General features: G+C 60.6%; 17 protein-coding genes. 16 read left to right on the top strand and 1 reads right to left on the bottom strand.

Annotation, left to right across the window (positions count from 1 at the left end; genetic code table 11):
- Window positions 1–54 precede the first annotated feature (54 nt).
- The 7 genes from GFC01_RS08275 to uvrB all read left to right on the top strand — a co-directional run bounded on the left by GFC01_RS08275 (window position 55) and on the right by uvrB (window position 5,873).
- On the top strand, window positions 55–849 hold the full coding sequence (locus tag GFC01_RS08275) for a tyrosine-protein phosphatase (protein ID WP_152946160.1): 795 nt from the start codon (window positions 55–57) through the stop codon (window positions 847–849).
- Between the two features lie 101 nt (window positions 850–950).
- A complete protein-coding gene (locus GFC01_RS08270) occupies window positions 951–1,127 on the top strand; it encodes a hypothetical protein (protein ID WP_243137360.1) in 177 nt (58 codons plus the stop codon).
- Window positions 1,128–1,362: 235 nt separating this feature from the next.
- The gene (locus GFC01_RS08265; protein WP_152946159.1) at window positions 1,363–2,016 is read left to right on the top strand and encodes a lactate utilization protein; all 654 of its coding nucleotides are present in this window, start codon (window positions 1,363–1,365) and stop codon (window positions 2,014–2,016) included.
- Window positions 2,017–2,151: 135 nt separating this feature from the next.
- A complete protein-coding gene (locus tag GFC01_RS08260; RefSeq protein WP_194174871.1) occupies window positions 2,152–2,502 on the top strand; it encodes a nucleotidyltransferase domain-containing protein in 351 nt (116 codons plus the stop codon).
- A gap of 16 nt (window positions 2,503–2,518) precedes the next feature.
- Window positions 2,519–2,842: a HepT-like ribonuclease domain-containing protein gene (locus GFC01_RS08255; RefSeq protein WP_341473842.1), complete on the top strand. Its 324-nt coding sequence runs from the start codon at window positions 2,519–2,521 to the stop codon at window positions 2,840–2,842.
- A gap of 75 nt (window positions 2,843–2,917) precedes the next feature.
- Window positions 2,918–3,595 carry a YkgJ family cysteine cluster protein gene (locus GFC01_RS08250; RefSeq protein WP_152946156.1) on the top strand — a complete coding sequence of 226 codons (678 nt, stop codon included), beginning with the start codon at window positions 2,918–2,920 and terminating at the stop codon, window positions 3,593–3,595.
- Window positions 3,596–3,830: 235 nt separating this feature from the next.
- Window positions 3,831–5,873 carry an excinuclease ABC subunit UvrB gene (gene uvrB, locus GFC01_RS08245; RefSeq protein WP_152946155.1) on the top strand — a complete coding sequence of 681 codons (2,043 nt, stop codon included), beginning with the start codon at window positions 3,831–3,833 and terminating at the stop codon, window positions 5,871–5,873.
- Window positions 5,874–5,914: 41 nt separating this feature from the next.
- On the opposite strand, the gene GFC01_RS08240 is transcribed toward uvrB, so the two are convergent.
- Window positions 5,915–6,478: a Uma2 family endonuclease gene (locus GFC01_RS08240; protein WP_152946154.1), complete on the bottom strand. Its 564-nt coding sequence runs from the start codon at window positions 6,476–6,478 to the stop codon at window positions 5,915–5,917.
- 121 nt (window positions 6,479–6,599) lie between these two features.
- Here GFC01_RS08240 and uvrA point away from each other — a divergent pair, with 121 nt between their 5' ends.
- From uvrA to whiA, 9 genes are all read left to right on the top strand, one after another.
- Window positions 6,600–9,506 (top strand): excinuclease ABC subunit UvrA, encoded by a 2,907-nt coding sequence (gene uvrA / locus GFC01_RS08235; protein ID WP_152946153.1) that lies wholly within the window; start codon window positions 6,600–6,602, stop codon window positions 9,504–9,506.
- A 16-nt stretch (window positions 9,507–9,522) separates the two neighbouring features.
- Window positions 9,523–11,508, top strand: coding sequence for an excinuclease ABC subunit UvrC (gene uvrC, locus GFC01_RS08230; RefSeq protein WP_243137358.1), 1,986 nt, complete (start codon window positions 9,523–9,525; stop codon window positions 11,506–11,508).
- 401 nt (window positions 11,509–11,909) lie between these two features.
- Window positions 11,910–12,767 carry a Cof-type HAD-IIB family hydrolase gene (locus GFC01_RS08225; RefSeq protein WP_152946152.1) on the top strand — a complete coding sequence of 286 codons (858 nt, stop codon included), beginning with the start codon at window positions 11,910–11,912 and terminating at the stop codon, window positions 12,765–12,767.
- Window positions 12,768–12,845: 78 nt separating this feature from the next.
- Complete coding sequence (locus GFC01_RS08220; RefSeq protein WP_152946151.1) at window positions 12,846–13,820, top strand: ROK family protein; 975 nt, start codon at window positions 12,846–12,848, stop codon at window positions 13,818–13,820.
- A gap of 53 nt (window positions 13,821–13,873) precedes the next feature.
- Window positions 13,874–15,904, top strand: a complete 2,031-nt coding sequence (locus tag GFC01_RS08215) for an amylo-alpha-1,6-glucosidase (RefSeq protein ID WP_423244378.1) — start codon at window positions 13,874–13,876, stop codon at window positions 15,902–15,904.
- A 169-nt stretch (window positions 15,905–16,073) separates the two neighbouring features.
- Window positions 16,074–17,135: a bifunctional phosphoglucose/phosphomannose isomerase gene (locus GFC01_RS08210; protein WP_243137357.1), complete on the top strand. Its 1,062-nt coding sequence runs from the start codon at window positions 16,074–16,076 to the stop codon at window positions 17,133–17,135.
- Between the two features lie 180 nt (window positions 17,136–17,315).
- Complete coding sequence (gene rapZ, locus GFC01_RS08205) at window positions 17,316–18,170, top strand: RNase adapter RapZ (RefSeq protein ID WP_423244377.1); 855 nt, start codon at window positions 17,316–17,318, stop codon at window positions 18,168–18,170.
- A 5-nt stretch (window positions 18,171–18,175) separates the two neighbouring features.
- The gene (locus GFC01_RS08200) at window positions 18,176–19,498 is read left to right on the top strand and encodes a gluconeogenesis factor YvcK family protein (RefSeq protein WP_243137355.1); all 1,323 of its coding nucleotides are present in this window, start codon (window positions 18,176–18,178) and stop codon (window positions 19,496–19,498) included.
- A gap of 134 nt (window positions 19,499–19,632) precedes the next feature.
- Window positions 19,633–20,622, top strand: a complete 990-nt coding sequence (gene whiA, locus GFC01_RS08195) for a DNA-binding protein WhiA (protein WP_152946150.1) — start codon at window positions 19,633–19,635, stop codon at window positions 20,620–20,622.
- The last annotated feature ends 93 nt before the right edge of the window (window positions 20,623–20,715 follow it).

Raw genomic sequence — 20,715 nt, 5'->3', positions numbered from 1 at the left:
CCGTAACTCAAGTTAATGACCGGCTACATTAATTTATCCGGGGTGATACCGTAAATGATCGATTTACATACGCATATTCTGCCCGGTATGGATGACGGTGCGCCGGAAGAGGGCGAGGCCCTTTCCATGGCCTGCCTGGCGGTGGAGGACGGCATAAGCCACCTGGTAGCCACGCCCCACGTGGTGGAAGGGCGGTTTTGCCCGACGCGCGGGGGAATTCTTCAGGCCGTTGCCCGATTGAATGAACTGCTGGTTCAATATGATCTTTCCTTAAAAGTCCTGCCCGGGGCCGAGTACCGCCTGGAACCCGACCTGCCGGACCGCCTGGCCCGGGGAGAGTTGCTGGCCTTAAATGACGGGGGTCGTTATTTGCTGGTGGAACTGCCGGCCGCTTTTGTGCCCCCCTATACGGAGCGGGTGCTATACGAACTGCAGCTCCGGGGGATTACGCCCATCATCGCCCACCCGGAAAGAAACGCCGCCTTCTGCCGCCGCCCGGCCCTGCTGCAGGCGCTGGTTTCCCGGGGGGTGCTGGCCCAGGTTACCGCGGGCAGTCTCACCGGGATGTTCGGCCGGGAGGCGGCCGGGAAGGCTTTTTATTTTTTGGAGCGCGGCCTGGCCCACTTTGTGGCCTCCGACGCCCATTCCTCCACCGGCCGGCCTCCTGTAATCTCCCCGGCGCTGAAGGAAGTGGAGTGCCGTTTGGGCGACGAGGCGGCCCGGTGGCTGGCTGAAAACTCCCGGCGGGTGCTGGAAGGCCGGGGTATCGCCGTGGAAGATGTGCCGGAACGGCGGCCTGGACGGTACCGGGGCTTTCTGCAGGCGCTCCTGGGGAAGCTGGGGCGTTGAAAAGCGCAGCGGTAAAAAGCCAGGTCCTTTTCCAAAAGCATGGCCCGGTGGGGATTATCCCGCTGGTGCCGCTGATGCGCCACCAGCTTCCGGACTAGGAAGTGCTTGCGGAATGCGCCAGGCGCATAGAAGAAGCGCCTGTCCAGTGGCAACCGGACCTGTACCTTGGCCTGGCGCTGTTTTCATCGCTCCGCTTTACCAGGGAGATCATCTTAAAAATAATCGAGGTGAGCAAAATGGAAGCGTCTCCGCTGTTTGACGGCATCCGGGAGAAATGATTAATCAGGGCCAGGAGTTGGTTTAATTCCCCGTGAGGTTGAATGTCTGGTTATGAAAAACCGGCCTATCTTTTTTCAGGGGTAAACGGATGGATAGGAAAAGACATGGAAGGGATTGTCGCCGAATTTATGTACCACATGTTTCCTACCAGGACGATCCGTTCTGTCGCGGGATGTGGGACAGGTATGATTAATCCGGCGGAACTTTACAGGACTTTACAAGGAGGCTTGAAAAATGAGCGTAACAACCGGTACATTGATTGACTGGACATACGAACAAAAATGCCAGAAAGCGGTGCAGGCCCTGGGCAGAAAAGGTTTCACCGCCATTTACTGCAAAACAAAACAGGAGGCAGTTGATTATATCTTGAAGGAAGCGGCAGAAGCCGACACCATCGGTTTCGGTGGCTCCTTTTCGGTGGCCGATTTAAAGGTAGCCGGGGCGTTGCGGGGGATGGGAAAAGAACTGCTTATACACGGCTTGCCCGAGCTGTCTCCGGAGGAAAGGCTGGCCATTATGCGCCGGCAGCTCACCTGCGACCTCTTTTTAACGGGCACCAACGCTCTGACCCTGACAGGGTGCCTGGTTAATATCGACGCCACCGGCAACCGGGTGGCCTCCATGGTCTTCGGCCCGAAAAAAGTCATTATCGTAGCCGGACGCAATAAACTGGTCGAGGATGAAGAGGAAGCAATCAAACGAATTAAGGCCCATGCCGCCCCGCCCAACGCCAGGCGCCTCAATTGCAAGACCCCTTGCGCAGAGACCGGCTTCTGTGCCGACTGCAATTCGCCCGACCGCATCTGCCGCATCATCACCATCATGGAGCGCAAACCCAGGCTTTCCGATGTGCGCGTACTGGTGGTCAACGAGGATATGGGGCTTTAGCAGGTATTGCCAGTTAAGTTGGAAAGCCATACGCCGGGAGCGGGGCGGCGGGCATGATAAATCAAAAACCAGATGGAGACCACTGGCCGGGTGTTTTACCCGGCCTTTATTCTCTGCAAAGGATGGAGGATTATTGTGGCCGGAAACGCTGGAAAGGTGGCCTTTCCCCGGGGTATAATACTTTCGGAGGTGAGCGCTTTGGATATGGAGAAAATCAAGGAAATAGCCGTTCCAATATTCCGGCGGTACGGCGTGGTAAAGGCCTTTGTCTTCGGTTCCTACGCGAGAGGGGAGCAAAACGAAGAAAGCGATGTAGACTTCCTGATTGAATACGCCCCCGGTGCAAGAAGGTCGCTTTTTACTCATGCCAGGATAATCGACGAATTAAAAGAAGCTCTTGAAAAAGACGTGGATGTGATAACGGAGAACTCTCTTTGCCATCTTTTACGGGAAAAGGTCCTGCGGCAGAAGAGGGCGATCATGTAAAGAAAAAGATGACAAAGTGCGACTTTTGCATGTTCTGGAAAGCGCCGAACTGATTTTGGAGTGGGTTCAAGGCGTAGAAAAAGAGAAATTCTTTGCCGATAAAATGCTCCAGGAAGCGGTAATCAGGCGTTTGGAGGTAATCGGAGAAGTGGTTAAAAATGTATCGGATCAGCTCAAAAAGAAGTATCCGGAGGTGCCATGGAGAGAAATAGCGGGAATGAGGGATATCTTAATTCATGAATATTTCGGGGTAGACCTGGAAGAAGTTTGGGAAACAGCAACAAGAGACATTCCTGAAGTGGTCAATCAAATTAATGTCATCGCCCATGGGTTGGGCTAGTTATTTCCAGCTGCCTGCTGGACAAATGTCCCTTGAGATCCGAATCCCGAACGCCCGGCGGGAGGAGAATCCCTTTTGAAAGTACGCATCAACCACTGTCTTCTGGGCGGAAAACCGGCCTATGATGTGCAAATAATTGACCGGGGCGCTACGGTACGGGATTACCTGGATGCTTTAAACGATTTTATCCGGGAACACTGTCCTCCCTGCAACGGCTGCACCGCCTGCTGCTGGGAGCGGGTGCCCCTGACCTTCCCCGATGTGGCCGCCTTCCTGCGGGACGAACATTTCCGGCGCCAGTTCCGGGGTCATCCCTCGCCCCTCCTGTCCTTTTTGCGCCGTTACGGCTATGTATACGTGGAGGGGCCGGTGGTGGACATCGGCCTGGGTTTTCGGCCCGACGGTTCCTGCATTTTCCTGGATGCCCGGCGGGGCCGGTGCTCCATTTATCGCTTGCGCCCTATGGTCTGCCAGACCTACATCTGCCGGCTCACCACCCGCCGGGCGGCGGCACTGCGGAGCCTGGTGGTCAACGCCGGCATGGATGAACTGGTCCGGCGCTGGCTGGCCGAAAGCCGGCGCTGCGGTGAAAAACCGGTGATGCACGAAGCTATCCGCCCCCGGCCCCGCCCGGCCGACTATCCGGCCGGCGCCTTTGGCGGGGCGGAGGATTTTGCCTGCGTGCCGTTAAAAAAACTATGCCCCTCCCGGTTATGGCGTTCACTGTATCATGATACGCGGGAGTCACGATAAATAAGTTATTCGACATGGTTTTTCTGGGCAAAAAAGTAATACTCCCGGCTGGTTGGAGGCCGATGGTTTTCCTGAAACTGGTTGCGCCATTGACAGGCCCGGCAAAGGGGGGTAGAATCTAATGAGGAGTATGTCCCGGGAAAATGTTTTAAAAGTCCGGTACCCGGTACCTGAATTAACTTATTTATGGAATGAGGGTTTCCACCAGTAACTCCTGGGGAAATGGGTGATATAGATGCCTGTTCAGCAGCGTCCCTTTAAATTAAAATCCGACTTTCAGCCCCGGGGTGACCAGCCCGGGGCCATTGCGCAACTGGTGGAGGGGCTGCAGAAGGGCTACCCCATGCAGACCCTGCTGGGTGTCACCGGCTCCGGCAAAACCTATACCATGGCCCAGGTGATCCAGGCGGTGCAGCGCCCCACCCTGGTGCTGGCCCCCAACAAGACCCTGGCCGCCCAGCTGTGCAGCGAGTTCAAGGAATTCTTCCCCGATAACGCGGTGGAGTATTTTATCAGCTACTACGATTATTACCAGCCGGAGGCCTACATCCCCCAGACCGATACCTATATCGAAAAGGATTCCTCCATCAACGACGAGATAGACAAGCTGCGCCACTCGGCCACCTGCGCCCTGTTCGAGCGGCGGGACGTGATCATCGTGGCCAGCGTATCCTGCATCTACGGCCTGGGTGACCCGGAGGAATACAGCACACTGGTGCTCTCCCTGCGCAGGGGGGGTAATTACGACCGGGATATGGTGCTGCGCAAGCTGGTGGACATCCAGTACGAGCGCAACGACGTGAACTTCACCCGGGGCAAGTTCCGGGTGCTGGGTGACGTGGTGGAGGTCTTCCCCGCCTCCTATACCGAAAGGGCCATCCGCATCGATTTCTTCGGGGATGAGATTGAGCGGCTGCTGGAGTTCGACGTGCTCACCGGGGAAGTGCTGGGGGAGCGGCAGCACGTGTCCATCTTCCCGGCCAGCCACTACACCGTCTCCCGGGAAAGGATGGAGCGGGCCATTGCCTCCATCGAAGCCGAGCTGGCGGAACGGCTGGCCGAACTGCGGGCCCGGGGCAAGCTGCTGGAAGCCCAGCGCCTGGAGCAGCGCACCAATTACGACATTGAAATGATGCGGGAGATGGGTTACTGCAAGGGCATTGAAAACTATTCCCGCCATCTCACCGGCCGGGCGCCCGGGGAGCCCCCCTACACCCTGCTGGACTACTTCCCCCGGGATTTCCTGCTGTTCATCGACGAGTCCCACGTGGCGGTGCCCCAGGTGCGGGGCATGTACGAGGGGGACCGTTCCCGCAAGGAAGCCCTGGTGGAACACGGTTTCCGCCTGCCTTCGGCCTTTGACAACCGGCCGCTCAAGTTTCACGAGTTTGAGCAGAAAATAAACCAGGTAATCTTTGTTTCGGCCACTCCCGGCCCCTATGAGCTGGAGCACAGCGCCCGGGTGGTGGAGCAGATCATCCGGCCCACGGGGCTGGTGGACCCCGAACTGGCGGTGCGCCCCACCCGGGGGCAGATGGACGACCTGCTGGCGGAGATCCGGCAGCGGGTGGCCAAAAACCAGCGGGTGCTGGTGACCACCCTGACCAAGAAAATGGCCGAGGATCTCACCGATTACTTCCGGGAAATGGGCGTCAGGGTGCGCTATATGCACTCGGACATCAATGCCATTGAACGTATGGAGATCATCCGGGACCTGCGCCTGGGGGTCTTCGACGTGCTGGTGGGGATCAACCTGCTGCGGGAGGGGCTGGACCTGCCCGAGGTCAGCCTGGTGGCCATCCTGGACGCCGACAAGGAAGGTTACCTGCGCTCGGAGCGTTCCCTGATCCAGACCATCGGCCGGGCGGCCCGCCACGTGGAGGGGAAGGTGATCCTCTACGCCGACCGGACCACCGAGTCCATAGCCCGGGCCATCAAGGAAACGGAACGCCGGCGCAAGCTGCAGATGGAGTTCAACCGGCAGCACGGCATCGTGCCCCGCACGGTGGTCAAGGGAGTGCGGGAGGTTATCGAGGCCACCCGGGCGGCGGAGCCCGCGGCGGTTTACCAGGCCGGTCCAAAACCGGCGAAGAAGAAGCTGTCCAGGAAGGAATTGAAGCAGATGATCGGCCGCCTGGAGAAGGAAATGCGGGAGGCCGCCCGCCACCTGGAATTCGAGCGGGCCGCCGCACTGCGGGATATGCTCATTGAACTGCGCCTGGAACTGCGGGGCAAGGACGCCCGCCTGCTGCCGGCGGCGGAAGTGGCGGGGGAATAGGCCGGCAGGCGGAACATGGGTTTACTTTACCCGTTGACAGTTCAGGCCCAAACTTTGCCCAGGTCCACTACCAGTCCGGGGAATATTTCCGGGGTGAAGGGGGCATTGCCGGCGACCCGGTTCACCGGGACGTAGCCTTCCCCTTCCAGGCGGTATTCCTCCACCGTGGTGCTGTCCGGGTCCACCAGCCAGTAGTATTTTACGCCGTACAGGGCATAGACGTGGGCCTTGGTTACTTTATCCCGTTTGGCAGTGGTGGGGGAAAGGATTTCCACCACCAGGTCCGGCGCCCCGGCGATGTTTTTGTCGGTAATGATTGCTGCCCTTTCATGGGAGATAAAGATCAGGTCGGGCTGGGCAATACTGATCCGGGAGAAAAGCACATCCAGTGGAGCATAGAATACCTCGCCCAGATCGTGCCGCAGCACGTGATCATCAACAATCCGTTGCAGGTTGCGGGAAATCCGCTGGTGGCGGGTGGTGGGGGATGGAGTCACGTGCAGCACTCCTTCCAGGATCTCATAACGGTTGCCGTCATCCGGCAGGTCCAGGTAATCCTCGTAGGTGAGGATGATCTTCCCGGCGGGAGGAGCGAGGTTATTCATAAAAAAGCCCCTTTCCTGAAAATTCCTTATTCTGTCCGGTTGGCTGCCTTCCAGATCGGTTCCTTACCGCCATTTTATTATCCGGGTATTTAGATGTCAAGAAAGGAAAGGTTTTTCGACGATGCCCGATAAAATTATCATTAAAGGTGCCCGCGTGCACAACCTGAAAAATATCGATGTGGAAATCCCCCGGGACAGGCTGGTGGTGTTTACCGGCCTTTCCGGATCCGGGAAATCTTCCCTGGCTTTCGACACCATATACGCCGAGGGGCAGCGCCGCTATGTGGAGTCCCTGTCGGCCTATGCCCGGCAGTTCCTGGGCCAGATGGACAAGCCGGACGTGGACTACATCGAAGGCCTTTCCCCGGCCATTTCCATCGACCAGAAGACCACCAGCCACAACCCCCGTTCCACCGTGGGTACGGTGACGGAAATCTACGATTACCTGCGCCTGCTCTTCGCCCGGGCTGGCCGGCCCCACTGCCCGTCCTGCGGCCGCCCCATTGCCCGGCAGACGGTGGAGCAGATGGTGGATCAGCTCACTTCCCTGCCCGAGGGCACCCGGTTACAAATCCTGGCCCCGGTGATCCGGGGGAAAAAGGGCGAGCACCAGAAGGTGCTGGAGGAGATCCGCAAAAACGGCTTTTCCCGGGTGCGGGTGGACGGCCAGGTGCGGGATTTAACGGAAAAAGTGACCCTGGAAAAGAATAAAAAGCATACCATTGAAATCGTGGTGGACCGGGTAATCATCCGTTCCGGGGCGGAAAGGCGCCTGGCCGATTCCCTGGAAACGGCCCTGGGGCAGGCCGGCGGGGTGGCCCTGGCGGCGGTGGTGGATGGCCCGGAAATCCTCTTTAATGAAAATTTCGCCTGCCCGGAATGCGGGGTCAGCCTGCCGGAAATCGCCCCCCGGCTTTTTTCCTTTAACAGCCCCTACGGCGCCTGCCCCACCTGCACCGGCCTGGGGGTGAAGCGGGAGGTGGATCCGGACCTGGTCATCCCGGACAAGAGCAAATCCATTGCGGGGGGGGCCATCGAGGGCTGGTTCAAGGGCAGCAACGCCTATGCCTGCCTGGAGGCCCTGGCCGACCGGTACGGTTTTTCCCTGGACACGCCGGTGGCGGAACTGGCCCCGGAGCATCTGGAAAAAATCCTTTACGGCACCGGCGGCGAGCGCATCCCGGTGGTTTACCGGGACACCTTCGGCCACCGGAAGCAATACTATGCTTCCTTTGAGGGCGTCATCAACAATATTTCCCGCCGCTACCGGGAGACTTCTTCCGAGTATATGCGGGAGGAAATGGAGCGTTATATGAGCGACCGCCCCTGCCCGGACTGCGGCGGCGCCCGCCTGCGGCCGGAGGCCCTGGCGGTGCAGGTGGGCGGCCTGTCCATAGTGGAGGTCACCCGCCTGTCGGTTAAGGAGGCGCAGCGTTTCTTTGCCGGCCTGGAGCTGACGGAGAGGGAGCGGATCATTGCCCGCCAGATACTCAAAGAAATCAACGCCCGGCTGGGCTTTCTGGTGAACGTGGGCCTGGACTACCTCACCCTGGACCGGGCGGCGGGCACCCTTTCCGGCGGGGAGGCCCAGCGCATCCGTCTGGCCACCCAGATCGGCAGCGGTCTCACCGGCGTCCTCTACATCCTGGACGAGCCCAGCATCGGCCTGCACCAGCGGGACAACCAGCGCCTGCTGGACACCCTTTTGCACCTGCGGGACCTGGGCAACACGGTGATCGTGGTGGAGCACGACGAGGACACCATCCGGACGGCGGACCACATCATCGATATCGGTCCCGGGGCGGGGGAGAAGGGCGGGGAAGTGGTGGCCCGGGGCACCCTGGAGGACATTATCAATACGCCGCAATCCATCACCGGCCAGTATTTAAGCGGCCGCCGGTACATCCCGGTGCCGGCGGTGCGCCGGCGGCCCAACGGCAAGGCCCTGGAGGTGCTGGGGGCGGCGGAACACAACCTGAAAAACATCGACGTTACCTTCCCCCTGGGGGTATTTACCTGTGTTACCGGTGTTTCCGGTTCGGGTAAAAGCACCCTGGTCAACGAAATTTTATACAAGTACCTGGTGCGGGAACTCCACGGCAGCCGGGTACAGCCCGGGGCCTGCCGGGGAGTTAAGGGGCTGGAGCACCTGGACAAGGTGATCAACGTGGACCAGTCCCCCATCGGCCGCACCCCCCGCTCCAACCCGGCCACCTACACCGGTGTGTTCGGCGACATCCGGGATCTCTTCTCCCAGACCCCCGAGGCGCGGGTGCGGGGCTACAAACCGGGGCGGTTCAGCTTCAACGTCAAGGGGGGACGCTGCGAGGCCTGCGCCGGGGATGGGATCATCAAAATTGAAATGCACTTTCTGCCCGACGTTTACGTGCCCTGCGAGGTGTGCAAGGGGCGGCGCTATAACCGGGAAACCCTGGAGGTCAAATACAAGGGGAAAAGCATTGCCGACGTGCTGGACATGACGGTGGACCAGGCGGTGGAGTTCTTCCGGCACATCCCCAGGATACACCGGCGGTTGCAAACCCTGCAGGACGTGGGCCTGGGCTACATCCGCCTGGGCCAGCCGGCGCCTGAGCTGTCCGGGGGGGAGGCCCAGCGGGTGAAGCTGGCCACGGAACTCTCCCGCCGCTCCAACGGGCGCACCCTGTACATCCTGGACGAACCCACCACCGGCCTGCACATGGCCGACGTGCACCGGCTGCTCATGGTGCTGCACCGCCTGGTGGAGAACGGCGATACGGTGGTGGTCATCGAGCACAACCTGGACGTGATTAAAACCGCCGATTACATTATCGACCTGGGCCCCGAGGGGGGCGACGGCGGCGGCCGGGTGGTGGCCACGGGCACCCCGGAGGAGGTGGCCCGGGTGGGCGCCTCCTACACCGGCCGGTTCCTTGGCCGGGTGCTGGCGGCCGGTCGCCGGGAGCAGGCCATCCTATCCGGTGAAACGGGGATGGGGATGCCCATGGAGAAGGGGGAAGCGGCCCGGGATAATGTGGCTTCGTTATAGGGTGGGTGGATGAACTATGGATGGGGAAGAAAAGCTGCAGCGCCTCCCGGACAAACCCGGGGTGTATCTTTTCCGGGATGCCGCCGGGGAGGTTATTTATGTGGGCAAGGCCGTCTCACTGAAAAACCGGGTGCGCTCATATTACCAGAACGGCGCCCGGCAGAGCCCCAAGGTGCGCTCCTTAATGGGCCGGGCGGTGGACTTTGAATATATCGTCACCGACAACGAAGTGGAAGCCCTGGTCCTGGAGTCAAACCTGATCAAGGAACACCGGCCCCGGTACAACATTTACCTCAAGGACGACAAAAGCTACCCCTACCTGAAGGTTACCCTGGGGGAGGACTTCCCCGGGATATACATCACCCGGCGGCTGGTGCGGGACGGCTCCCGTTATTTCGGTCCCTACACCCGGGTGGGGGCGGTGCATGAGACCCTGGACCTCCTGCGCCGGCTATTTCCCTTCCGCACCTGCAAGCAGAAGATTGAGGCCCTGCCGGTGGGGGAAGACCGCACCTCTCGCACCGGCGCCGCAAAAGAATTTCCAAAGGGACTCCCGGAAGCAGCGGGGCAGGCCGGAACCCTGAAGGGCGGGACACGGACCGTGGTCTCCCGCTCCCGCCGTCCCTGCCTGAACCACCACATCGGCCGCTGCCCGGCCCCCTGTGCCGGCCTGGTGGACCGGGAGAGCTACCGGAAAATGATCGGGGAGATCTGCCTTTTCCTGGAGGGGCGGCAGGACGACCTGGTGAGAGAACTGACCCGGCGGATGCATGAGGCGGCGGAAAAGCTGGAGTTTGAGCGGGCGGCCCGCCTGCGGGACCAGCTGCAGGCCATAAAACAGGTGCTGGAGAACCAGAAGGTGGTTTCCGATGACGCCGGCGACCGGGATGTGCTGGCCCTGGCCCGCCACGGGGATCTTTCTTACGTGATGCTTTTCTTTGTCCGCGGGGGCAAGGTGGTGGGGCGGGACGGTTTCCTGCTGGAGGGCACGGGGGACATGGAACGGGACGAGGTGATGACCGCCTTTGTCAAGCAATATTATCCCCGGGCCGAATTTATCCCCGCCGAGATCCTCCTGTCGGAAATCGACCCGGAGGAGAGCCGGGGGATAGAAGAGTGGCTGTCCCGGTTAAGGGACGGCCGGGTGCACCTGCACGTACCCCGGCGGGGGGAAAAGAAGCAGCTGGTGGACCTGGTGGCCCGGAACGCCCTTTTAGCCCTGCAGGAGGCGGAACTGGAACGGCGGTTCCGGGATAGAAGCGCCGCGGCGCCGGAGGAACTGGCCCGGGAACTGGGTCTGGAAAGGGTGCCCCGGCGCATCGAATGCTACGATGTTTCCCATATCCAGGGAGCGGAAGCGGTGGCCTCCATGGCCGTCTTCGAAGAGGGACGCCCGGCGCCGGACCAGTACCGGCGGTTCAAAATCCGCACCGTGGAGGGCCCCGACGACTTCGCTTCCCTGCGGGAAGTATTCCGCCGCCGCTTTACCCGGGCCCGGGAGGAGCGGGATCTGATCAATACCGGGCAGCTTTCCAGCAAGAAGGCCGGATTCCACCGCCTGCCCGACCTGGTGATTGTGGACGGAGGCAGGGGACAGCTCTCGGCCGCCAGGGAAGTCATGGAGGAACTGGGGTTCGGGCACATCCCGGCCTGCGGCCTGGCCAAGGAGGAGGAACTGCTCTTCGCCCCCGGCCGCAGCGGGCCCATCCGGCTGCCCCGGGAGTCCCCGGCGCTGCACCTGGTGCAGCACTTGCGGGACGAGGCCCACCGCTTTGCCGTATCCTACCACCGGCAGCTGCGCACCCGGCGCAATTTAAAATCCCTCCTGGACGAAATCCCGGGCATCGGTCCCGCCCGCCGGCGTTCACTGCTTAAGGCCTATCCTTCCCTGGAGGCCATATCCCGGGCCACGGTGGAGGAACTGGCCGCCCTGCCCGGCATGAACCGCCCCGCGGCGGAGGCGGTGCACCAATTTTTGAAAGGCCGTAACGGAAATAATTAACAAAAAGGGACGGACTTCCCGGGCCGGCTTACCACCGGCCTGGCAGTTAAAAGGCGGCCCGGGCTACCCCTCTGGGGATGGGCAAGGTATAACCCGGGTGGCCGGGAAAAATGCTAATTTTAAGGGAAACTGCGGTAATAGCCATGGACAGTCAGACTAAAATCTGGTAAAGTATTAACGGGCATGCCCGTCCGGTTTGTCCCGTATTTTACGCAGGAGTCACCCGTGGGAACGCTGATTCCCGCTGCAAATAAGACCGGTAAAGTTGGCTCAACCAGCCCGGCACTCACTGATACCATGATTTTACCAGGGTAAAGGAGTTTACTGCGGAGCTGCCTTAAACCGGTGTGTGCCGGGCTATTAAATCCAACGGTCAAGGACCATGGCAGGAGGTATTTTTGTTGCCGGAATACAAACTGCTGGCTGTAGATCTGGACGATACCCTTTTGGATAAAAACCTGCGCATAAGTGACGAGACCCGGGAGGCGCTGGCCCGGGCCCAAAGGAGCGGGGTGGTGGTTACCCTGGCCACCGGGCGGATGTTCCGGGCGGCCCTGCCCTTTGCCGTGGAATTAAAGATCAACGCCCCCATTATCACCTATCAGGGTGCGCTGGTGAAGCACCCGGTTACCGGGGAGGTGGTCCTCCACCGGCCGGTGCCCCTGGATTACGCCCTGGACATTATGGACCGGGTGAATGCATATGGTTATCATATGAACATTTACCTGGACGACCGGCTCTATGTGGCCCGCCATACGGAACAGAGCAGGCTGTACCAGTCCATCTCCCGGGTGGAGGCGGAAGAGGTGGGTCCCCTGATCCCTTTTCTGGAACGGGCCGGGCAGGACCCCACCAAGGTACTGGTGATTGCCCGGGAAGAAGAGCTGGATGCCCTGGCCGCACAGCTTAAACCCGTTTATGGGGACAAATTACATATTACCAAGTCCAAACCCTATTTTCTGGAATTCTCCCACCCCGCCGCCACCAAGGGGCACGCCCTGGCGGCGGTGGCGGGCTATTACGGCCTGGAACCGGGCCAGGTTATTGCCGTGGGGGACAGTTACAACGACCTGGAAATGATCGAGTGGGCCGGCCTGGGGGTGGCGGTGGCCAACGCCCGGCCGGAAATTCAGGCCCGGGCCGACGTGGTTACCGCCTCCAATGAAGAAGGGGGCGTGGCCCGGGTGGTGGAAAGGTTTATTCTGGGTATACGCGGGAATGGGTACCCCGGCGGCGCTGGCGGCGGCACCACCGGCTAATGAGGAGGAAAATACGTTATCAGTCCGGGGGTTCCCGGTTTTTGTGAAATCGTGCTCCCCGGCTAAAGAGGTGGAAAAATGTCCCGGTTTGTAATTGGCGTGGACCTGGGGGGGACAAAGATTTATACCGCCCTGGCCGACCGGGAAGGCAACCTGCTGGCTGAGGTGAAGGTACCTACGGAAGCGGGGGCGGGCACCCGGCACGTGATTGACAGAATTATACAGACAGTGGCGCAGGTGCAGCGGGAGGCCGGGGCGGACGGCCCTGCCGTTGCCCTGGGGATAGGCGCTCCCGGTCCTTTAAACGTTTCCACCGGTGTGGTCTACCAGGCTCCCAACCTGGGCTGGCATGACGTGCCCCTGAAATCCCTGCTGGAGGAAAGGCTGCAGGTACCGGTGGCGGTGGAGAATGACGCCAACCTGGCCGCCCTGGGTGAGTATATGTGTGGGGCCGGCCGGGGGGCGAAAGATATGGTTTATATCACCGTAAGCACCGGGGTGGGGGGAGGACTGATCTTGAACGGCCGCCTCTATCACGGCACCGGTTACGGGGCGGGGGAAATAGGGCATATTACCATTGATCCCCGCGGCCCCCGGTGCAACTGCGGCAATTACGGCTGCCTGGAAGCAGTGGCCTCGGGGACGGCCATGGCCCGGGAGGCCCGCCGGTTGGTGGAAGGCGGCGGTGGAAAGGCCATCCTGGAGGCCGCCGGCGGTGAGCGGGAGGCCATCACCGCCGGGGCGGTGGCCCGGGCGGCGGCGGCCGGCGACCGGGAGGCAGGGGAGATTATTGCCGGCGCCGGACGGATGCTGGGCATCGGCGTGGCCGGCATCATCAACCTGCTCAACCCCGATACGGTGGTCCTGGGAGGAGGGGCCATGCAGGCGGGACCTCTCCTCTGGGAAGCCATGGAGCGGGAGATAGACCGGCGGGCGCTTAAGAAGTCCCGGGAGCAGGTGCGCCTGGTACCGGCGGCCCTGGGGAGCCGGTCGGGCCTGCTGGGCGCCGTGGTCCTGGCCCGTCAGCAGGCGGGGTGGCTGAAGACCACATAACTTTTTCAAAAGACCGGAACCCTGAACCCGAAACTGGAATAGAGGGTGTAGTTATGGATCAACATATGCACCATGGCCCGGATTATCGCCCGCCCTTTGCGGAAGGAGGAGAGGGGGTGTGCTTCGGCAAGGGGGACTGGCGCAGTTATGAACAGGGAATTCAAAAGGAATGGCTGGTCACCAACGGTCTTGGCGGTTACGCCTCTTCTTCCATTATCGGCGTCAATACCCGTAAATACCACGGCCTTTTAATCGCCTCCCTTTCACCGCCGGTGAAGCGCACCCTGGTGCTGTCCAAGGTGGACGAACGCCTGGAGGTGCAGGGTCGTACATACAACCTAGCCACCAATCATACCGGCGGGGGAGTTACCGAATTCGGCTATGTGCACCTGCAGCGGGTGTCCCTGGAAACATTTCCCACCTTTATTTTTTCTTTTGCCGATATCTTTCTACAAAAGCAGATTTTCATGATTTACGGGGAGAATACCACGGTTATCCTTTACCGTATTTCTAACGGTATTTCCCCGGCGGTACTGCGCCTGATCCCCCTGGTCAACTGCCGGGACTTCCACTGGACCACCAGGCGGGGACAGATCAATTTCGCCCGGGAAGAAATTCCCCGGGGAGTGGCGGTAAGGGCCGTTCCCCAGGTGCCCGCCCTGCACCTGGTCTGCAGCGAGGGCGGTTTTACCGGGCGGGATGACTGGTTTTACGATATGTTTTACCCGGAAGAGCAAAACAGGGGGCTTCCCGCCCGGGAGGATCACTATATTCCCGGCAACTTCACCATCGCCCTGGCGCCGGGGGAGGAAAAAACCATCACTTTTATCGCCACCCTGGAAGAAGTCTTCACCCTGGACGGGGAGGCGCTGCTGGAAATGGAAACCCGGCGCTCCCATGAGCTGGTGGAGCGGGCCGGCCAGCGGGATTCCTTTGCCCGTTCCCTGGTCCGGGCGGCCGACGCCTTTATCGTTCACCGCCGTTCCACCGGCGCCAAAAGCATCATTGCCGGCTACCACTGGTTCAGCGACTGGGGGCGGGATGCCATGATTGCCCTGCCCGGCCTGACCCTGGTCACCCGCCGTTATGACGACGCCCGGGAGATCCTGCTCACCTTTGCCCGGTACTGTAAGGACGGGCTTTTGCCCAACACCTTTCCCGATGCAGGGGAGGAGCCCCTGTATAACACGGTGGATGCTTCCCTGTGGTATTTCCAGGCCGTATGGAAATATTTGCAATACACCGGGGATCACCGGTTTGTACGCCGGAACATTTATCCGGTATTGCGGGAAATCATTGATCACCACATCAGGGGCACCCGTTTTAACATCCGGGTGGATGAAGACGGCCTGCTGGCCGCCGGTTCTCCCGGGGTGCAGCTTACCTGGATGGACGCCAGGGTGGATGAGTGGGTGGTCACCCCCCGTCACGGCAAGCCGGTGGAAATAAACGCCCTGTGGTACAACGCCCTGTGCATCCTGCGGGAACTGGCCGGCCGCTACAAAGACGATTTTCCCTACGATGACATAATGGTGCGGTGTAAAGATAACTTCCTGAAGAAGTTCTGGTACGATCAGGGGGGGTATCTATACGACGTCATTGGCCCGGAGGGTGGGGATGCATCCCTGCGTCCCAACCAGGTGATTGCTTTAAGCCTGCCCTTTACCCTGGTGGATCCCCAACGGGGGGCCCGGATCCTGCGCCGGGTGTGGCAGGAGCTCTACGCCACCTACGGCCTGCGCTCCCTGTCCCATTACGACCCCCGCTACCGGGGTGTCTACGGCGGCGACCGCCGGCAGCGGGACGGCGCCTACCACCAGGGGACGGTCTGGAGCTGGCTGATGGGTCCCTTTGTCACCGCCCTGCGCCGGGTGTACAACTACTCCCCGGCCAGCCGGCTGCTGGCGGCCCGTTTCCTGGCACCCTTCCGGGAGCATCTCCGGGAGCACGGGGTGGGTTATATTTCCGAGATCTTTGACGGGAACGAGCCGGTCATCCCCCGGGGAGCCATTGCCCAGGCCTGGGGTGTGGCCGAGGTGCTGCGGGCCTATGTGGAGGATGTGCTGGAAATAAAACCCGGCTAAAAAAGGGGACAGGCTGCTTTTTTCACTCTCCCGCCTGGAAATTCCCACCCGTAAAGGGCGTGGGCATCGCTGGTATTTATCTTCACCGGCGGTTTATGATTGTTTTGTCCCGGTCCCCTTATCTTCCGGGAGGGGCCCGGCCTTATTCCAGAAAAAGGAGGTAGATATTTTGACCATACTAAACGATTGGCAGGCCATGTATGCAGGTGATTCCATGGGAATGCTGGAGGCCCTCTGGAACCTGCCCGACCAGTGCGCCCGGGCCTGGGAACTGGGGCTGGCCACACCCCTGCCCCCCGGGCGGGATGTGCGGCAGGTGGTGGTGACCGGCCTGGGGGGCTCGGCCATCGGCGGGGATCTGCTGCGGGTCTACGGCAGTGGACGGCTGTCCGTGCCGGTGGTGGTCAACCGGGACTATGTGCTCCCCCAATTTGTGGGGCCCCAAACCCTGGTCTTTGCCGTCAGTTATTCCGGAAATACCGAGGAAACCCTCAGCGCCTACCGGGAGGCCCGGGAAAGGGGGGCCCGGCTGGTGGTTTTGACCACGGGCGGCAGGCTCAAGGAAATGGCCCTGGCGGACGGCGTGCCGGTGATTACCGTGCCGGCGGGTATCGCCCCCCGGGCGGCCACCGGTTACCTGTTTATTCCCACCCTGGCCGTGCTCAGCCGGATGGGTATGCTTTCCGGCGTGGAAGCCGGGGTGGAGGAATTGAGCCGCCACCTGCAATCCCTGCGGGAAAAGTATAAGCCGGAGGTCCCCCTGGACGAAAACCCGGCCAAGCAGATGGCTGCAAATTTCCACAACCGCATCCCGGTAATCTGGGGTGCCAGCGGCACCACGGAAGTGGTGGCCCAGCGCTGGAAGGGGCAGGTCAATGAAAACGCCAAGGCACCGGCCTACTGGAACGTTTTCCCCGAACTCAACCACAACGAACTGGTGGGCTTCCAGTACCCGCCGGAACTTTTGCAAAGGCTTTACATCGTTATTTTGCGGGATCCCCGGGATCATCCCCGGGTGGTGCTGCGTTACGCCGTTACCCGGGAAATCATGGAAAAGGCGGTGGCCGGGGTGACGGAAGTAACGGCCACCGGCCGGGACGGCCTGGCCAGGCTGTATTCTTTGATTTACCTGGGGGACTATGCCAGCATTTACCTGGCCTTTCTCTACGGGGTGGACCCGGGGCCGGTGAAGGTGATCGACCGGCTCAAGGCCAGCCTGGCCGGGAAATAACGGCCCAGCGGGCACCGTAAGTGGTGCCCTTTTCTTTCCCGGCAGGGAAAGGGGGACGGATGTAGAATATAATCATCATAATCATTGCGAAAATTTCCGGTACCGGTGAGTGCCGGGTTGAGGTCAGCGAGCCGGCAGCGTGAATCGCGCCGGTACCAGTACATTTAGGGAGTGTTTTTCGTGCGTCTGGTTATTGTCACCGGCCTCTCCGGCGCCGGCAAAACCGCCGCCCTGCGCATCCTGGAGGACCTGGGTTTCTTTTGTGTGGATAACCTGCCCCCCACATTGATCCCCAAGTTCGTGGAGCTCTGTTCACAATCCTCCCGGATGATTAATAAAATAGCACTGGTGGTGGATATCCGGGGCGGGGAGTTTTTCGACGCCCTTTTCGAGGTGCTGGCCGACCTGGAACAGGAGGGCCTGCGCTATGAAATTCTCTTCCTGGAGACCGCCGACGCCACCCTGGTGCGGCGCTTCAAGGAGTCCCGGCGCAGCCACCCCTTGAGTGTGGATGGGGAAGTTTTGCAGAGCATCCGGGAAGAGCGTTCCCGTTTGCGGGAACTGCGGGGCAGGGCGCATAAGATCATCGATACCTCCGACCTGACACCCCACCAGTTGAAGGAAGAACTGGCCGCCCTGTTCGGGGACGGCGCCGCCGCTTCCCTGCGCATAACGGTGGTTTCCTTCGGTTATAAATACGGTATTCCCCTGGACAGCGACCTGGTTTTCGATGTGCGTTTCCTGCCCAATCCCCATTACGATCCGGCGTTGCGCCAGCTGACCGGTAACGATGCGGCCGTGCAGGATTTTATCTGCCGTACCCCGGTGAGCCAGGAATTCATGAAAAGGTTCTTTCAATTTATGGACTTTCTTGTGCCCCACTTTATCCAGGAAGGTAAAACCACTTTAACCGTGGCCATTGGCTGTACCGGGGGGCAGCACCGTTCCGTGACCCTGGCCAACCTGCTGGGCGCCCACCTGCGGGAACAGGGTTACCGGGTGGCCGTGCGGCACCGGGATATTGCGCGGAGGTGAAAGAAATGCACCTGCTGAAGTGGTTTTACCCGGGACTGCATTTTAAGCGCTGGCTGGCCCTGGCCTTCGGGGGGTTGCTCCTGGCGGCCGCAGGCATCGGCCTTTTGGGCCAGTTGCTGCCCTTTGAGTATCAGGTGCTGCTGCGCATCTGGTTCCGGGATCTTTTCGGTCCCGGCGGTGCCTTCTGGGGCGGCGTTTTTTTGCTGGTCCTGGGATTGCCGGCGCTGGTTTTCGGTATATTGAAGGCCTTCCGGTCGGTGGTGGACGCCCTGGCCCCGGAAGATAAGTGCTGCCTGGCGGATATCCTGTATACCCGCCAGTATTTGCGCCGGGGTCCCCGCATTGTGGTGATTGGCGGAGGTACCGGTCTGTCCGTTCTGTTAAGGGGACTGAAACAGTTTACCAGCAATATTACGGCCATTGTTTCCGTGGCCGACGACGGGGGAAGCTCCGGACGCCTGCGGGGCGATCTGGGTATGCTGCCCCCGGGGGACATCCGCAACTGCCTGGTGGCTCTGGCCGACAAGGAGTCCCTCATGGAAGAACTGCTGCAGTACCGTTTTAACTGTGGCGAACTGGCCGGGCACAACCTGGGCAACCTGCTGCTGGCCGCCCTCAATGAGGTGGCCGGGGGTTTTCACGAAGCGGTCCAGGGTTTGAGCAAGGTGCTGGCCATCCGGGGGCGGGTTTTGCCCGTCACCCTGCAAAATGTGGTGCTGGGGGCGGAGTTTGCCGACGGCACGCTGGTTTATGGGGAGTCGTCCATTCCTTTATGCCGGAAGCGCATAAAACGGGTCTTTTTAAAACCGGGGGATTGTTTGCCCCTGCCGGAAGCCCTGCAGGCCATTGCCGGGGCCGATGCCATTGTCCTGGGACCGGGCAGCCTGTATACCAGCATACTGCCCAACCTGCTGGTGCGGGGGATTCCCGAGGCCATTGCCCGTTCCCGGGCCGTTAAAATTTATGTCTGTAATGTGATGACCCAGCCAGGGGAAACCGACGGTTATACCGCCAGCGATCATTTAAAGGCCATTTTGACCCACGCCGGACCCGTAGTGGATTATATAGTGATCCATCAGGGGGAAATCCCCTACCGGTTGAAGCTCCGTTACCGCCGGGAGGGAGCGGCGCCCGTGGCCGTGGACCGGGATGAACTGGCCGGCCTGGGCGTACAGGTGGTGGGGGGCAACCTGGTGCAGGAAGGCAATGTGGTACGCCATCATCCCGACAGGCTGGCCCGGCTGATTCTGGAGCTGATCCTGGGCGAAAAAAAGCCGGGGGAACCGGTGGGCATATTCAACCCCGCGGCCGGTTCGGGTCATAAGTAGTCGACAGTTACCCCCACCCGACCCCTTTTGCCGGTGTTCCGGCAGTTTTTTATTTCAGGGAAAGCCGGCCGCAAGCAAAATCTGATCCCGTGGCGGCGGGATGTGGTATAATACTGGTAGAGTGGTGAGGGACTTTGTCCTTTTCAACAGTGACCAAAAATGAGCTGGCCCGGGTCGTCGGGAAGGACCAATGCTGTAAGCTGGCCGAACTGGCCGCCCTGGTGCGCATGGACGGTGCCCTGCACTCCGAAAGGCAGAAGGCCGCTTTGACCGTGGTTACCGAAAACGCGGCCGCCGCCCGGAAGGTATTTTCCCTGTTCAAAGACCTTTTCGGTGTGCACACCCAGGTGCTGGTACAGCGCCGGACCAGGCTGCGCAAAAACAACCTGTATGTGGTGCGCCTGCCCCTGGCCGGGGAGGGTGAGGAAATACTGGAACGGCTGGGGGTGCTGGACGGGCAGGGCCGCCTGACCGCGGGTTTGAAGGAAGAGCTGGTGCGCCGGGACTGCTGCCGGCGGGCCTACCTGCGGGGCGCCTTTTTGGGTGGGGGTTCGGTGAACAGTCCGGAAGGGACCTACCACCTGGAGATTGTCACCACCAGCCGCCGTCACGCCCGGGATATTTGTCGATTGATGGGCAGGTTCGGCCTGGGTGCCCGGGTGGCCACGCGCAAAAACTGGTATGTGGTTTACCTGAAGGAAAGCGAGCAAATCGTTGACTTTTTAAATATCATGGGTGCCCACACGGCCCTGCTGGATTTTGAAAATGTGCGTATATACAAGGAAATGCGCAACCAGGTAAACCGGCTGGTGAACTGTGAGACGGCCAATTTGAATAAGACGGTGGATGCTTCCATGCGCCAGGTGGAAAATATCCGCCTGATTGCCTCCACCGTGGGCCTGGACGGTCTTTCACCCGGTTTGAAGCAGGTGGCCGAGGCCAGGCTGAACCATCCCGACGCCAGCCTGCGGGAGCTGGGAGAAATGCTGGAGCCCCGGGTGGGCAAGTCGGGGGTCAACCACCGCCTGCGCCGCCTGGAGGAGATTGCCGGCCGGATCCGTGCCCGCGGTAACCGGGATAGCCATCTCACTTCTGGAAAAGACCTCCGGCCGGTGATGAAATAATTACCGTCCGAATATGCTGGTATAAAGGGAAATGGGGCAGGAAAAGCACCCCGGGTCAGAGAATTAGTTATTTACAGTGGGGAAGTTAAGGAG

The organism is Desulfofundulus thermobenzoicus, assembly GCF_009428905.1.
Classification (GTDB): Bacteria; Bacillota; Desulfotomaculia; order Desulfotomaculales; family Desulfovirgulaceae; genus Desulfofundulus_A; species Desulfofundulus_A thermobenzoicus.
The sequence above is the reverse complement of the archived record's forward strand: the minus strand, read 5'-3'. Positions and strand labels throughout refer to the sequence as shown.